Genomic DNA, 15,191 nt, shown 5'->3' on the forward strand with positions numbered 1-15,191 from the left:
CTCGTACGGCCGATTGTTCCACCCGGAACGGCGGGGGCGGGCCTGCGACGCGGTGCCACGGGCGCGTCCCGGTCGGCTCGACGAGAACGGGCCGTGTCCCCAACCGTCGTCTACCCGCCCTCCGGGCCTTCCTCCGGCGCCGGTTCGATGCCCGCCGGCATCGGGGCCGTTCTGTGGAAGCGGATCACCGCGTACGTCTCCCCGTCCCTGGGCGGCCGTGTCCAGGAGCGGGTCACGAACGTGTGCAGCCGCCCGTTCACGATCGCGTGGCGCGGCAGACGGACACCGAACTCGCCCGCCACCGCTTCCAGCAGCGACCGCTCTGTCTCGGCACCGTCGGCCCGCTCACCGAAGAACAGGCCCGGGTCCAGCGTCCGCGGTATCTCCCCGCTCTGCCCGATCTCCCCGTCCGCGTAGGTGAACGCGTACTGCTCGACACCGTCGCGCGCCACCGAAAGGTGGAAGCACCGTTCCCGGTGCCCTGCTCTCAGGTCGCTCCACACCACCACCGCGCGGGTGTCCGCACTGGCGCCCGCGGCAGGGGAGACGAACCGCCGCCGGTCGAACGAGTCCGGACGGCCGTCGAACGCGAAACTCCAGCCGGTGCCCGCCCGGCCGACCACCATGAGAGCCCTGTCGTCGTAGGACGAGAAGTCCCTCTTGTCGCGCAGCGAGTTGCGGTGCGCGTCCCAGGAGGTCATGGGGGCGTTCAGCACGGTGTCGTCCCCGTCCGAGAGGCGCCCTGGCAGCTCTTCCGGCTCGACTCCCTCCACCAGGACGAACCGGTAGGACGTGCGGTTGTTGCCCGAGTCGGGTTCGGCGAGCCACGCCAGGCCGCCCGGGTCGAGCCCGGCCGTCGGATCCGGTCTCTCACCGGTCTGCCCGCCCCGCGGGGTGGACAGCAGCTCGCGGCCCCGCTCCGGGGTCAGCAGCGGCCCGAGCACCGGATCGGCCACCCACCCCAGCGGCGCCAGGTGGTCCCGCCCCAGCGGCTCCCACAGAGGCACGGCACCGATCAGTGTCCGCCAAGCCGCGTCCGTGTCTCCCCACCGCGCCAGCTCCCGGGCCCTGGCGACCGCCTCCCCGAACGGTCCGGCCGCCGTGTACCGGTACGTGCCGTTCCTCATCTGATCCAGCAGCGCGTAAGCCATGGACACCAGCTCGTCGTCAGCGCCCCGCAGATCGAACGTCAGCGTGGAGTCGTCCCGGTACGAGTGCGCCGCGTGCTCGGCGACCAGGAGGGGCAGCAGCTCGCTCGCGTACCGCGGGTCCGTCGCCACACCCTCGAAGGACACCAGGTAGGTCTCTCCGAGCAGGCGCCGTATCTGATCGCCCAGCCCGGCGGCCCGCGGCCGGCCGTATTCCTTGGCCTCGTCCAGCGCCTTCCCGGCCTGCTCCCAGCCGCCGCGCAGCGCCTCCAGCCGGGCCTCCTCCACCTGGGCGTCCAGCCGGCGCGTCGTGTCGTTGACGAACGCCGGCTCCCCGTCGCCCGGGTTCGCCCGCAGGCAGTGGAACTCCCGGTGCATGTCCCTCATGAACGTACGGAAGTTCGCGTGCCGCTCGGGCGGCGCGGCGCGCCAGCTCGCCCACGTGTAGACGGCCCACTCGCCGTCCTCGTCCACGTCGTCGGGATCCAGGAGGACGTAGGTGGCGTCGGATTCGACGTTCAGTTGCAGCCCGCGTCGCCAGAGGTCCGCCTCCTGCCGCTCCTCGGGCCCGGCTTCCTCGTCCAGGTACTCGTCGAACATGTCGCCGAGCCCCGACTCGTCGTTGTGCCAGCGCGCGTCCTCGGTCCCCGCCAACAGCCACACGAAGCCGCCCGCGTGCCGCCACCCGTCACTGACCCCCAGGAACTCCCGGTACGACGGGGGCATCCGCCGGCCGAGGCGCTGCTCCATGGCGGCGATCCGCCCCTCCGGCGCGGGTGGGAACCCCAGCCGGCGTGCCTGCCGCGCGGCCTCGTCGTCCTCGCTCCGCGTGTCATCGTCGGCAGCCAGGGAATCCGCCCACTCCTCGCTCCATCCGCGCAGAAACGACCGCCAGTCGAATGCCGTGGTGTCCGTCATGGGCCCGATGCTGTCACCCACCACTGACAGCGCTTCACTGCTCGGCGCAGCCGCCGGAATCAGCCGGACGCGGTGACCGGGGACCACACGCCGAACCACTGCTCGGCGCCGTACTCCTCGAACCGCTCCACCTCCGCGAACCCCAGCTTCGCCGCGAGGCGCATCGCACGGTCGTTGGTGCTCTGCGTGCAGAGCACCACCGGCTCGCCGGGGGACGTGGCGGCGAACCAGTCGAGGACGGCGGCGCACGCCTCGGCGGCATACCCGTGCCCCCACGCCTCCGGCAGGAACATGTAGCCGAGCTCGGCCTCCTGGGCATCCGGACCGAGGTGACCCGGACGCTCGGCGTCGCGCCGATCGAGCGTGACCATGCCGATCATCGTCCCGTCGAGTTCGGCCACGAAGACCCCGGGGCGCCGCCCGGGCACCTCGGGCACCACGCGCTCGAGCTCCTCACGCGGCCGGGAGCCGCCGACGTAGGTGCCCACCTCCGGCGATGCGAACAGCTCGATGAACGCGGCGCGGTCCCGGGCCTCGGACGCGCGAAGCACGAGCCGTTCGGTCCTCGACGTGGCAGGTGGCCAGGTGCCGCTTCCGAGTTCAGCCATGGCGGGCAAACTATCGCAACCCCCGACTCGCGCCGGCAGGTGTGGCCGGACCTCAGCGCCGCGCCAACGCCAGCACGCTCAGGCCGAACATCAGGACGCCCAGGGGGAGATGGAGCGACGGAACGTGCGCGATGCCCAGGACCACCTGGACCGAGGCGAGTACGAGGAAACCCGACGCGTGCCGGACCGGCCGGGGCGAGCCGCCGCCCGGCTTCCACGCCAGCACCGCGGCGAGCAGGTACAGCATCGACGCCCCGTACATCACCCGGGCTCCGACACTGTGCAGCACCTCTCCGTAGGACGAGGTCAGCAACAGGCCGGCGGAGGCCGCCTGGAGGAAGATGGTCAACGTCTGCAGGGCGATCGCGATCTGAAGGAACGTGGAGCCGCGCCGCGCCGTCGCTGTCACCTGAGTGGCCATGTCACAGTCCTCTCTTCCGCCGTCGGGCGGTAGATCGATAAGGTCTCACCAGCCCGACGACGCGAGGCTGCCAAAGGTAAGGCGAGGGGGTCGCCGCAAGCATGGGGACGGTCGGGACCAGTACGGATGACATAGCGGGCGAACAGCGCCAACTGATCAACGTGGCATACCGGTTGCTCGGTTCGGTGACCGAGGCCGAGGACGCCGTGCAGGACGCCTACGCACGCTGGTACGCGCTGCCACGAAGCCGGCAGGAGGAGATCCTGTCGCCCGGGGCCTGGCTGACGACGGTGACCAGCCGCATCTGCCTGGACCTGCTCGGCTCGGCCCGATCCCGCCGCGAACGCTATGTCGGAGCGTGGCTGCCCGAGCCGCTGCCCGACCGCACCGAGTGGGACCACACGGGCGGCCCCGGCGTCGCCGGTCCTGCGGACCCCGCCGACCAGGTCGTCCTGGACGAGTCGGTGTCCGTGGCGTTCCTCGTCGTCCTGGAGTCGATGACGCCCGCCGAGCGGGTGGCGTTCGTCCTGCACGACGTCTTCCGTTACCCGTTCGCCGAGATCGCGGACGTTCTCGGCCGTACCCCCGCCGCCTGCAAGCAGCTTGCGGCCTCGGCCCGGCGGCGGGTGGGCGGCGCGCACCCCCGGGCGACGGCGATCGGCCAGGCCGACGTGGTGCGGCACGTCAAAGAGGCGTGGGAGAGCAAGGACATCGCGGCCCTCGTCCGCCTCCTCAACCCGGCCGCCGTGATGACCGCCGACGGCGGCGGCAACGTCGGTGCCGTCCTGCGCCCGGTCGAGGGCGGCGCGCGCATCGCCCAGTACATGGTGGCCATCGCCGACAAGGCCCCGGGGCTCGAACTCCTGGAGCGGTCGGTCAACGGCGTGCCGGGCCTGGTGGCACAGCGTGCCGGCGTCGTCATGACCGTGGCCGCGTTCGAGGTCACCGACGGTCGCGTCACACGCATCTGGGCGGTCCGCAACCCGGCGAAACTTCGGGCCTGGGCTCGGCAGTCCAGAAACCTGTAAGGCCCTGACGAGCCGTCAGCTCATGCCGCAACACCCAATGTTGGGCTCGAAATGTTCGCCGAGACCGAGCGGCTACCACCGCCCCGGCGCCGTCATCCAGCGCCACTGAGTGAACTGCTCCAGGCTCGCGGTGCCGCCGATGCGGGAGGTGTTGCCCGAGACACCCATGCCGCCGAAGGGCGCGTTCGCGGCGTCCTTCGCGGACACGTCGTTGATGTGGATCATGCCCGTGCGCAACCGCTGCGCCAGCGCGGTCGCCCGGGGCACGGACCGCGAGTGAACGGCGGCGGTCAGGCCGTACGCCGTGTCATTGGCGATCTCCACGGCCTCGTCCTCGCCGCGGAACGGGACGACGGGAGCGACAGGTCCGAATATCTCCTCGTGGAAGACCGGCATGGACCGGTCGACACGGTCCAGCACGGTGGGCGGGTAGAAGAGCCCCTCGCGGCTGCCGCCGGTCAGCGCGCGTGCTCCGGCGGCCACGCTCTCGTCCACGATCCGTTCGATCCGGGCCGCCTGCCGCTCGCTGATCACCGGACCCAGCGCCATGCCTTCGACGCGGGGATCGCCGACCGGCAGCGCCTGGGCCTGCCGGACGAGCGCCTCGGTGTACGCCTCGACGACATTCGCGTGGACCACATGGCGTCCCGCGGCGACGCAGGCCTGACCCTGGTAGCCGAACGAACTCATGGCACCCGCCGCGGCGGCCGCCTCCACGTCCGCGTCCTCCAGCACGACGATCGAGTTCTTGCCGCCGAGCTCCAGCGACACGCGTTTGAGTCCTTCGCCGGCGATCCGGGCCACCTCACGCCCCACCGCGGTGGAGCCGGTGAACGAGACCATCGCGACATGCCGGTCGGCGGCGACCGCCCGCCCGGTCGCCGCGTCACCGGGAAGGACGTGCAGCACGCCCTCGGGCAGCCCGGCCTCCCGGAACAACTGGGCGACCAGGACACCGCCGGACACCGGAGTCAGCGGGTCGGGCTTGAGCAGCACCGCGTTGCCGAGGGCCAGCGCAGGCGCCAGGACCCGCATCGCGAACAGCAGCGGCGCGTTCCACGGGGTGATCACCCCGACGACGCCCAGCGGTACCCGCCACGCCAGACTCGTCCCGCCGGGCGTCAGCGGCGCGAGGACCTCGCCCAGGGGCTGCGAGGCGAGCCCGATCGCGTGCTGGAGCTGGCCGAGACCGGCCGTGATCTCGTAGTCGCCCTTGGCCGGGACGCCCCCCGACTCCCGGACGATCCATTCGCGGACCACCTCGCTGTGCTCCCGCAGGGCGTGACCGGCACGCGTCAGAACGTCGACCCGTTCGGACGCGGGGGTGGCCGCCCATTCCGGCGCGGCCCGGCCGGCGCGGGCGCCCGCCCGTTCGACATCGGCGGGAGAGGCCACGCCCACCCGCGCCAGAGGCTCACCGGTGGCCGGTTCGATCACCGGGCTGGTGCCGCCCCCGGCGGTCCGCCAGCCCTCGCTGTAGATCTTCCCCGTCCACTCGGCCGCGTCCGGCCAGTTCCGTTCGCCGTCGACAGGCATGGTCACGACCTCCGCCCTGGCCGTCGGATGCTCCCACGCGGCCCATCAGCGTCCCTGGCCATTCAACCCGGGGCGGGGCTATCTGTCATTCTTGGGACATATCTGAGCGAAGCAGTAAGAATGCCGAGCGGGTGAGGCGGGTTGAGGCTCCATGGCGAGATCTGCGTCCGTCCCGGGCGAGGGCAGTGGGCCACCGCCCGAGGACCTCGTCGACGAGACCGTCACCGCGACCACCGCGAAGGCCGTGGTGGACGGGCACGGCACCGTCACAGGATGGAGTGAGGGGGCCCGCCGACTGCTCGGCTACCGGGCCTCGGAGGTGCTCGGCCGGCCCGCTTCGGTACTGCTCGCCGACGGGCCCCCGCAGCAGGCCCTGAGCTCCCTGCCCACGCTCCCCAGGTGGTGCGGACGGGTGACGCTGCTGCACCGCGAGGGACACGTCATCACCGTGAACCTCCTGGCTCACCTCCGGCAGGACGGAGACGGTCACGGAGAGTGGCTCCTGCTCACGGCGGTCGGCCGCCCCGGGGTGAGCCCCGACGACGACGCGTTCCTCAGGCGGAGCTTCACCCAGTCCACCTGCACGACGGCGCTGTACGACACCGGCTTGCGGCTGGTCAGGGCCAACGCGGACATGGAACGGGTGATCGGCCTGTCCGAGGAGGCGATGAGCGGACTGCGGGTCTCGGAGATCGTGCACCACCCGCAGGCCGACCGCACCGAAGAGGCCATGCGGCGTGCCCTGGACACCGGTGAGCGGCAGGATCTCCTGCTCTCGCTGCAGCTCGCGGGCCAGGAACGCCCCAGCGTGTGGAACGTGTCCCTCGCCCCGGTACGAGCCGGCGACGGCCGGACGCAAGGGGTGCTGCTCTCGGCGCACGACATGACCGAGCAGCACGTGGCCCGGCAGCGGCTGGCCCTGCTGAACGAGGCCAGCCTGCGCATCGGCAGCACACTCGACCTGGACCGCACCGCGCAGGAGCTCGCCGACGTGGCCGTACCGTGGCTCGCCGACTTCGTCACCGTCGACCTGCTGCCCTCCATCGACGACGGCGACGACCCGCCCGCGGGCTCCCCGCACGGCCCCGTGCGGCTGCGCCGTGTCGCCCACCAGTCGGTTCTCGAAGGCTGTCCCGAGGCCGTCGTCCCGAACGGGACCGTGGCCGTCTACCCGGACAAGTCGGCGGCGGCCGAGTGCCTGGCCGCCGGCCGGCCACTGATCCAGCGGGTCACCGGCGAGGCCATGGCGGACGTCCTGCGCCAGACCCCCGAGCGGGGGGAACGGATGCGGCGGTTCGGGTTCCACTCGGTCCTGGCCGTGCCCATGCGAGCGCGCGGCCTCACCCTCGGAGTGGCCACGTTCTCCCGCCACCGGAACCCGGAACCCTTCGAACAGGACGACCTGCTGCTCGGCCAGGAGATCACCGACAGAGCCGGCCTCTGCATCGACAACGCCCGCAGGTTCACCCGGGAGCGCGCCACCTCACTCACCCTGCAGAGCAGCCTCCTGCCACAACGCCTGCCCGAACAGTCGGCCCTCGACGTGGCCTCCCGCTACCTGCCCGCCACCACACAAGCCGGGGTGGGCGGTGACTGGTTCGACGTCATCCCGCTGTCCGGGGCCCGCGTCGCGCTGGTCGTCGGCGATGTCGTCGGCCACGGCATCCAGGCCTCGGCGACCATGGGGCGGCTGCGGACCGCCGTGCGGACCCTCGCCGACGTCGACCTCCCTCCCGACGAGCTGCTCACCCACCTGGACGACCTCGTCAGCCACCTGGCCGCGGGTGCCGACAGCACCGGCGACATCGGCGCCACCTGCCTGTACGCCGTCTACGACCCGGTCTCCCGCCGCTGCTCCCTGGCACGAGCCGGGCATCCCGTCCCGGCGCTGCTGACACCGGACGGGCGGGCGGAGTTCCTCGACGTACCCTCGGGACTTCCCCTGGGGCTCGGCGGTCTGCCCTTCGAGGCCCTCGAACGCGAGCTGCCCGTGGGGAGCGTCCTCGCGCTGTACACCGACGGTCTCCTCGAGGCCGGGGCCCGCGACATCGACGAGGGCATGGACATGCTCCTCCGGATCCTGCGGACCTCCGACGCCTCACTCGAGGGCACCTGCGACGCGGCCCTGCGAGCCATGCTTCCGGAACGGCCGGCCGACGACGTGGCCCTGCTCGTGGCCCGCACCCGCGCCCTCGACACCTTCCACGTGGCGTCCTGGGACGTACCGGCCGACACCGCCGCCGTCGCCGTGGCACGCAAGAACGCGTGCCGGCAACTGTCCGAGTGGGGCCTCGACGACTGCGTGTTCGTCACCGAGCTGGTGGTCAGCGAACTGATCACCAACGCCATCCGGCACGCCGAGCCCCCCATCGAGCTGAGGCTGATCTACGACCGGACCCTCATCTGCGAGGTGTCGGACGGCAGTACCACCGCCCCGCACATGCGACGGGCCCGCACCTACGACGAGGGCGGACGGGGGCTGCTCCTGGTGGCCCAGACGTGCCAGGGCTGGGGCGCCAGGCACACGACCAACGGCAAGGTCATCTGGGCGGAGCAGACGCTCCCCGATGTCTGAGCGACTGCGGGTCCGGGAAGCTTAAGCCGCTCCGGGACGGTCAGTCACCCAAGTAGGCCTCGGCGACGGCGTAGCTGTCCTCGTAGAGGTGGTAGCGGGTGATCCGCCCGTCCCGGACCGTGGTGTGCAGGGCGAACGCGGTGTCGGTGCCCCGGCCCGTCATCCTGACCTCGGAGACCATGCGCCCGATGAGCACTACGTCGTCGCCCTCGGCGAAGATCTGCCGGAGTTCGAATTCACGGTCCGCGCCGGTGATTCCGCTGTCATGCGCGTCGGCCCTACCGGTGTGACATGTCGCGACACCGCAGGTCAGCCGAGTTGCTCGGCGAGCCCTACGACGATCCCCTCGGGCCCGCGGACGTAGCAGAGCCGATAGATGTTCTCGAACTGCACGATCTCGCCGACCACTTCGGCACCATGGGCTCGCAGGCGGGTGACGACGTCCTCGACGTCGTCGACGGCGAACATGACGCGACGGAGGCCGAGGGTGTTCGCCGGAGCGTCCTTCGGCTCGGGTGCGATGGCCGCCGGCCTGTGGAACTTCGCCAGCTCCACCCGCCCGGGGCCGTCCGGAACCCGCAGCATGGCGACATCCTGCCGAATGTCGTCGAGCCCGATGACACGCTCCGCCCCGCGCCATTCGAGTGGCCCCTTGCCCTCGAGCTCCAAGCCGAGTTCGACGAAGAACGCGATGACGGCCTCCAGGTCGTCGACGACGATGAGAACGTTGTCCATCCGCTGGACCGCCATGCAGGGCCTCTTCCGTAGGGACTGCCACGGTAGCCGCTCCGCGTGCCGAAGCCCCGGGAAACGGCTGGTCGAGGCGGGCGGTCAACGTCACCAGGGGTGTGCGCGACCCATCCTGCCCGGTTGGGTCCGGCCCCGCTCACCCCTCGATCGCTTCTCTGCACATTCCTTTGGAAAATGCCAAAGCGTTCACCTGCGCCGAGCACACACCGTAGTGTCGTGCTCACGTTCGCGGGAACGGCCGTGCAGGGGGAGGGGGTTCGGCGTGCCCGGAATCGACGAGAGCCTGCTGGAGGCCATGCGGCTGCCAGGTGCTCGAGGGGCGTCGGTGGTCGACTGGATCAGTGGTCTTGCGCTGGGCGCGGTGGGCGACGCACCCGGTGGTGACGCGGAGGCGACGGCGGCCGAAACCGCCGAACTCGCCCGGCTCGCCACCGAGAGCGGCGTCCTCGCCCTCACCGGCGGCGACGACGCCACGGGGGAGACCGCCGGCGGCGGCCTCGGCGGGCCGTCCGGCAAGGAACCCCCCGTACAGGACCTGATCATCACGAACGCCGACTCGTACCACCTGCTCAGGTTCGTCACCACGACCTTCGACAGCACCGTGTTCGTGCACTTATGGCTCGACCGCGGCGAAGGGAACCTCGCCCTGGCCCGCATACGGCTGGCCGAGATGGCGGACCGGCTGGTGCTCGGATGACCCTGTCGACCCCGGCGTTGCGCACGGACGAACCCGCCTCGGCCCTGCTCGGCACACTCGCCGCACAAGGCGCCACCGGTGCCCTGTCCACCGAGACGGGCATCGTCTACCTCGCCGAGGGACGCGTCGTCCATGTGGAGTCCGCCGTCACGCCCGACCTCGGCGACCTGCTCACCCACAGCGGTGCGCTCGCCCCGGACGGCTGGTGGGAGGCGATCGACCAGGCCGGCCGCCGCTGCCGTGTCGGACGGCAGTTGGTGGACAGCGGCCACCTCGCCGCCGGCGCGCTGGAACTGTGCCACTTGGGCACCCTCTTCGACGCGGCGTACTTCGTCCTCGCCCACGACGGGCCGGCGCTCCGGTTCCGTCCCGGAGCCGCACACTGGCTCGGCGCGGTCCGGTCCGTGCCGGTGGACACGGTCCTGCGCGAGTCCAGACGCCGCCGCGAACTGCTGCACCGCATATGGCCCGAACCCGCCGTCGACCGGGCGCCGCTCGCCCGGGTGCCCGGGCCGGACGCCACGGATCTGCCGGCCCGCCGCGGCCGGACCCTCGCCCAGGTCGACGGTGTCCGCACCGCCGCCCAGATCGCGACGGCCCTCGCCTGCCGCACCTTCCACACCCTCGTGGAACTCCGCCGCCTGGCCGCGGCCGGGCTGGTGGCTCCCGTGGCCCCGCGCCTGCCTGGCCCCTCCTCAGCCCCGTCCCCAGCCCCAGCGTCCGCCCCCGCCATCGTGTCCGCCGAGCCGGGCCCCACCCCTCGTCCCCCCGCGCCGGACGAGCCCGACACCGCACTGCTGCGACGGCTCCTGCACGCCTTGGAGGCACTGTGATCCGCGCGCGAAGACAGCGTGCCGAAAGGAGACTGCTCATGGCCGTCGAGACCGACGTCCTGGACGAACTGCGTCGGCTCCGCACCCGCATACCCAGGCTGACGGGCTCCCTCGCGGCCACCGTCGACGGACTCGTCCTCGCCCACGACGTGCCGGACACCGAGCCCGAGGGACTCGCGGCGCTCACCGCCGCCGCGCTCGGCGTCGCCTACCGCATGACCGACGCCGCCTCTCGCGGAGACTTCCGCGAACTGCTGGTGCGGGGCTCCGGAGGCTACGTCGCGACCTACGCCGCCGGAACCACCGCCGTGCTCACCCTCCTGGCCGAGGACCGGGTCAACGTCGGCCGCCTCCACCTCGAAGGCCGTCGCAGCGGAGCCCGGATCGCCGACCTGCTGGCCACGCGCGTGGGCCCGGGCACCGGCCGCCACGCCGACCGGCCGGCGCCCGAAGAACACCTCGCCACGGTGGCCCCGGCCACGGACCGGCCCATCGGCACCCTCCCGGTACGCACCCCGCAGCGGCCCACGCACCAGCCACGCCCGCAGACCGGCAGCTGAGCCACCCGAACGTCCTGACCCACCGAAGCAGAAGACCGAAGGAAAGGAACCGAGCGCATGGCCAACACGGAGACCGCGCTGAAGGAATGCCTGAGCTCCATCGACGGAGCGACGGCCGCCGCACTCGTCGACTACACCAGCGGCATGGCCCTCGGCACCCTCGGCGGCACCAAGGACTTCAACCTCGAAGTCGCCGCCGCGGGCAACACCGACGTCGTGCGGTCCAAGCTGCGCACCATGGAGCACCTGGGACTGAAGGAGGAGATCGAGGACATCCTGATCACCCTGAACACCCAGTACCACCTCATCCGTCTCCTGAAGGGGCGCGGAGGCAGCGGACTCTTCCTCTACCTCGTGCTCGACGGGAGCCGGGCCAACCTCGCGATGGCCCGCCACCAACTGCGCCGGATCGAAGCCGACCTGGAGGTCTGAGACCAGTACACCGGACGGGGGCCCTCCGCCACGCACGCGTCGCGGAGGGCCCCGGCACGCCGCACGGCGACGACATGCGCGCGACCGGCCGCGTCTACGGTGTGTGTCATGACGGCACCCCTGGATGTGCTTGTGGTGGGCGCGGGCCCCACCGGGCTCGCACTCGCGGCCCAACTGCGTTCCTACGCGACTCCGTTCCGGATCGTGGACCGCTCGCCGGCCCGGGCCCGGGAGTCGCGCGCCCCGGCGATCCAGCCCCGCACCCTGGAGATGCTGACCCCGTTCGGCGTGACGGACGACCTCGTCGACCGGGGCAACGCGACGGTCGGACTGCACCTGCACCTGCCCCGACGGGTGTTGCGCGTGCCGGTGTTCGACGTCGGCTGCGACGACACGCCGTACCCCTACCTGCTGTTCCTCCCGCAGTCGGAGACGGAAGCCGTGCTGTCGGCTCATCTGGCCGCCCGGGACGTGACGGTGGAGCGGGGCACGGAGCTGCTGACCGCCGAACCGGAGGGCGACCTCGTCTCCTGCCGTCTGCGACACGAGGACGGCACCGAGGAGACCGTGGCTGCCCGCTATGTCGTCGGCTGCGACGGCGCACACAGCACCGTGCGTACCCGGGCGGGTATCCCCTTCGAGGGGTACGCCTATCCGCAGACGTTCCTGCTGGCGGATCTGGAGGCCGACGGACTGGAGCCGGGTGCCGCGCACACGTACATGACCGCGGCCGGGCTGCTGTTCTTCTTCCCGCTGGGCACTCCGGCCACCTGGCGGATGATCGCGATGCACCCGCCGGGCGCTCGCGTCGGCGAGGTGACGCTGGACCTTCTCCAGCGGATCGCCGACGACTGGACACCCGACAAGCCGGTCCTGCGCGATCCGGTCTCGATGACGAGCTTCCGCATTCACAACCGCGGCGCCGCCCACTACCGCAAGGGTCCGTTCTTCCTCGCCGGCGACGCGGCGCACATCCACAGTCCGGCCGGGGGACAGGGCATGAACACCGGCATCCAGGACGCCCTCAACCTGGGCTGGAAACTCGCCCACGTCTGCCGCGGCGCCGCACCCGAGGAGTTGCTGGAGACCTACGAGGCGGAACGCGCCCCGGTCGGCCACGGCGTCCGCCGCCTCACCGACCGCGCGTTCACCGTCGGTACGAGCGGCCACCCCGCCCTGCGACTGGCCCGGACGCGTCTCGCCCCGCATGTGGCCCCGCTGCTGCTGCGCGCGACCGCCGCCCGGGCACGCCTGTTCCGTACGGTGTCCGAACTCGCCATCCACTACCGCCGCGGCCCCGCCTCCAGCACCGGACCGCACCGTCCACGGCAGGGGCCACGCGCCGGAGACCGCCTGCCCGACACCCCGGCCGGACTCCAACGACGTATCGCCGGACCGGGCTACCACCTCCTGCTCACCGGCCCCGACCGCGCCTGGCCCGAAGACCCGTCGCTGGGCGGACGCCGCGACCTGGTGAGCGTGCACCGCCTCGGCACGCGGAGCCCGTGGCCGGACATCACCCACGCGCTCGTACGACCCGACGGCTACGTGGGATACCTGGCGCGCGGCACCGACCTCACGGGCCTGCGCGCCTACCTCGACCACTGGCTGCCGGCCCCTTAGACGAGGGGCCGGCAGCCAGTTCGGCGAAGGGATCAGCCGTGGTAGGTGATGTACCCGTTGTGGTCCGCGTCGGAGCCGTTCCTGGTGTACGAGTGCACGTCGGCACGGCTGCCTGACGGCTTGTACACGTAGATCGTGTCCTTGTCGTTGTTCCACATGAAGTTGCAGTTGTCGCGGTAGACGACGTTCTTCGTGTCGGAGTCGGACCCGTTGCCGCCGCGCAGCTTCACGTAGTCGCCCGGCTGAAGGGTGTGGCTCGCGGTGAAGGTGAACTTGTTCCCCGCGGCGTCCTTCACGACGTACCCCTTGAGGTTCACCGTCGTGGAGCGCGAGTAGTTCTTGATGGTCAGGTACTCCTCGGCGGTGTTCCCGCCCGAGCAGCGGTTGGAGTCGCGGCCGGGAGCGTCGTACTGGATCCCCCGGATCTTCAGCGCGGAGTCGTACTCGGCGGCCTGGGCCGGAACCGCCGACAGGGCGGTCAGGGCCCCGGCGGCGACGGCCGTGGTGGCGACAAGGCGTATACGCATTGGACGTTCGTCCCCCCTGCATGGCCTTCAGATGAAGGCGATGTGATGGTTCGGTGAAGCATCCGGATCGTACACGGTTCAAGTACACGAAAGGGCGGGTCCGGTGACATTGCCACCGAACCCGCCCCGCGGAAGGTAAAACGTCAGGTGTGAAGCGTCAGGCGCCGCTGGCCCGCAGCATGTCCTCGCGCTCGACGATCTTCACGCGCGCGCGGCCCTCGGGCTCACCCAGAGCCTTCTCCGCCGCGTCGAGCCGGTACCAGCCGTCCCAGGTGGTGAAGCGGATGTCGCGCTCGGCGAGGAACGCGTCCACGGCCTCCGGGGCGGGGGTCGCGGGCGTGTGCAGCCGCTCGTTGCGGTAGTCGTCGAGCAGGTTCGCCACGGTCTCGTTGGCGTCGCCCTTGGTGTGCCCGATGAGGCCGATGGGGCCGCGCCGGATCCAGCCGGTGACGTACGTGGACTGCAGGTGCTCGCCCGACTCCTGCACGACCCGGCCGCCCGCGTCCGGGACGGTGCCGGAGTCGATGTCCCAGGGCAGCTTGGGGAGTTTGTCGGACAGGTAGCCCACCGCGCGGTACACCGCGCCCACGTCCCAGGTGTGGAACGTGCCGGTGCCCTTGACGTTGCCGGTGCCGTCCAGCTCCGTGCGCTCGGTGCGCAGACCGACGACCTTGCCGTCCTCGCCGAGGAGCTCGACCGGGGATTCGAAGAAGTGCAGGAAGAGCTTGTGGGGACGGTCGCCGATGTCGCGGATCGCCCAGTTCTCCAGGGTCTTCGCCACCATGTCGGCCTGCTTGTTGCCGCGCCGCGTGGTGATCGAGCCCTCGTCGTAGTCGATGTCCTCGGGGTCGACGATGACCTCGATGTTGGGGGAGTGGTCCAGCTCCCGCAGTTCCATCGGGCTGAACTTCGCCTGTGCCGGGCCGCGCCGGCCGAACACGTGGATCTCCTTGGCCCGGTTGGCCTTCAGGCCCTCGTGGACGTTCGCCGGGATCTCGGTGGGCAGCAGCTCGTCCGCCGTCTTGGCCAGGATGCGCGCGACGTCCAGGGCGACGTTGCCGACGCCGAGCACGGCGACCTTCTCGGCCTCCAGCGGCCAGGTGCGCGGCACGTCGGGGTGGCCGTCGTACCAGGACACGAAGTCGGCGGCGCCGTACGAGCCGTCGAGGTCGATACCCGGCAGGGAGAGCGCCCGGTCGGCCGTCGCACCGGTGGCGAAGATCACGCCGTCGTAGAACGCGCGCAGGTCGTCCAGGCCGATGTCGGTGCCGTAGTCCACGTTGCCGAAGAGCCGGATCTGCGGTTTGTCGAGCACCTGGTGCAGGGCGGTGATGATGCCCTTGATCCGCGGGTGGTCGGGGGCGACGCCGTAGCGGATCAGTCCGAACGGCGCCGGCATGCGCTCGAAGATGTCGATGGACACACCGGGTTCGGCGGCCACCTCGGACTTGAGCAGGGCGTCGGCGGCGTAGATCCCGGCGGGGCCGGATCCGACGATGGCTACCCGCAGGGGGCGGGGCATGGTCAGGTTCCCT

At 71.5% G+C, this 15,191-nt stretch carries 15 protein-coding genes; 7 read left to right on the top strand and 8 right to left on the bottom strand.

Going from position 1 to position 15,191, the window contains the following annotated elements; all coding sequences use genetic code 11:
- Positions 1-110: 110 nt before the first annotated feature.
- Genes QOL88_RS37190 through QOL88_RS37200 form a run of 3 tightly spaced genes read right to left on the bottom strand, consistent with a single transcriptional unit; the run spans position 111 to position 3,095 of the window.
- Entirely contained in the window at positions 111-2,066 is a 1,956-nt protein-coding gene (locus QOL88_RS37190; RefSeq protein ID WP_257027997.1) for an SMI1/KNR4 family protein, read from the bottom strand.
- A gap of 59 nt (positions 2,067-2,125) precedes the next feature.
- Positions 2,126-2,674: a GNAT family N-acetyltransferase gene (locus QOL88_RS37195; protein WP_097222590.1), complete on the bottom strand. Its 549-nt coding sequence runs from the start codon at positions 2,672-2,674 to the stop codon at positions 2,126-2,128.
- Positions 2,675-2,726: 52 nt separating this feature from the next.
- On the bottom strand, positions 2,727-3,095 hold the full coding sequence (locus tag QOL88_RS37200) for a hypothetical protein (RefSeq protein WP_097222591.1): 369 nt from the start codon (positions 3,093-3,095) through the stop codon (positions 2,727-2,729).
- A gap of 101 nt (positions 3,096-3,196) precedes the next feature.
- On the opposite strand from QOL88_RS37200, the gene sigJ reads away from it, so the two are divergent.
- A complete protein-coding gene (gene sigJ / locus QOL88_RS37205; protein ID WP_097222592.1) occupies positions 3,197-4,123 on the top strand; it encodes an RNA polymerase sigma factor SigJ in 927 nt (308 codons plus the stop codon).
- 72 nt (positions 4,124-4,195) lie between these two features.
- On the opposite strand, the gene QOL88_RS37210 is transcribed toward sigJ, so the two are convergent.
- Entirely contained in the window at positions 4,196-5,659 is a 1,464-nt protein-coding gene (locus tag QOL88_RS37210) for an aldehyde dehydrogenase family protein (protein ID WP_097222593.1), read from the bottom strand.
- Between the two features lie 151 nt (positions 5,660-5,810).
- Here QOL88_RS37210 and QOL88_RS37215 point away from each other — a divergent pair, with 151 nt between their 5' ends.
- Positions 5,811-8,234 (top strand): SpoIIE family protein phosphatase, encoded by a 2,424-nt coding sequence (locus QOL88_RS37215; RefSeq protein ID WP_097222594.1) that lies wholly within the window; start codon positions 5,811-5,813, stop codon positions 8,232-8,234.
- Between the two features lie 40 nt (positions 8,235-8,274).
- On the opposite strand, the gene QOL88_RS37220 is transcribed toward QOL88_RS37215, so the two are convergent.
- Together QOL88_RS37220 and QOL88_RS37225 are read right to left on the bottom strand one after the other, a co-directional pair.
- A complete protein-coding gene (locus QOL88_RS37220) occupies positions 8,275-8,601 on the bottom strand; it encodes a nuclear transport factor 2 family protein (protein ID WP_107426753.1) in 327 nt (108 codons plus the stop codon).
- Entirely contained in the window at positions 8,544-8,984 is a 441-nt protein-coding gene (locus QOL88_RS37225) for a VOC family protein (protein ID WP_097222595.1), read from the bottom strand. Before QOL88_RS37225 ends, QOL88_RS37220 begins: the two co-directional genes overlap by 58 nt.
- Positions 8,985-9,246: 262 nt before the next feature.
- Between QOL88_RS37225 and QOL88_RS37230 the strand changes: the two genes are divergently transcribed.
- From QOL88_RS37230 to QOL88_RS37250, 5 genes are all read left to right on the top strand, one after another.
- On the top strand, positions 9,247-9,681 hold the full coding sequence (locus QOL88_RS37230; RefSeq protein WP_097222596.1) for a hypothetical protein: 435 nt from the start codon (positions 9,247-9,249) through the stop codon (positions 9,679-9,681).
- A complete protein-coding gene (locus tag QOL88_RS37235) occupies positions 9,678-10,514 on the top strand; it encodes a hypothetical protein (protein ID WP_283445919.1) in 837 nt (278 codons plus the stop codon). The genes QOL88_RS37230 and QOL88_RS37235 overlap by 4 nt, the downstream gene beginning before the upstream one ends.
- Positions 10,515-10,552: 38 nt before the next feature.
- Positions 10,553-11,074, top strand: coding sequence for a roadblock/LC7 domain-containing protein (locus tag QOL88_RS37240; protein ID WP_097222597.1), 522 nt, complete (start codon positions 10,553-10,555; stop codon positions 11,072-11,074).
- Between the two features lie 57 nt (positions 11,075-11,131).
- Positions 11,132-11,506, top strand: coding sequence for a roadblock/LC7 domain-containing protein (locus QOL88_RS37245; RefSeq protein WP_031110827.1), 375 nt, complete (start codon positions 11,132-11,134; stop codon positions 11,504-11,506).
- A gap of 108 nt (positions 11,507-11,614) precedes the next feature.
- The gene (locus tag QOL88_RS37250; protein WP_097222598.1) at positions 11,615-13,129 is read left to right on the top strand and encodes an FAD-dependent monooxygenase; all 1,515 of its coding nucleotides are present in this window, start codon (positions 11,615-11,617) and stop codon (positions 13,127-13,129) included.
- 32 nt (positions 13,130-13,161) lie between these two features.
- Here the strand turns inward: QOL88_RS37250 and QOL88_RS37255 are convergent, their stop codons facing one another.
- On the bottom strand, positions 13,162-13,656 hold the full coding sequence (locus QOL88_RS37255) for a lamin tail domain-containing protein (RefSeq protein ID WP_097222599.1): 495 nt from the start codon (positions 13,654-13,656) through the stop codon (positions 13,162-13,164).
- Positions 13,657-13,813: 157 nt separating this feature from the next.
- A complete protein-coding gene (locus QOL88_RS37260; RefSeq protein ID WP_097222600.1) occupies positions 13,814-15,178 on the bottom strand; it encodes an FAD-dependent oxidoreductase in 1,365 nt (454 codons plus the stop codon).
- Positions 15,179-15,191 lie beyond the last annotated feature (13 nt).

It is taken from the genome of Streptomyces sp. Ag82_O1-12 (assembly GCF_900182715.1).
Classification (GTDB): Bacteria; Actinomycetota; Actinomycetes; order Streptomycetales; family Streptomycetaceae; genus Streptomyces; species Streptomyces massasporeus.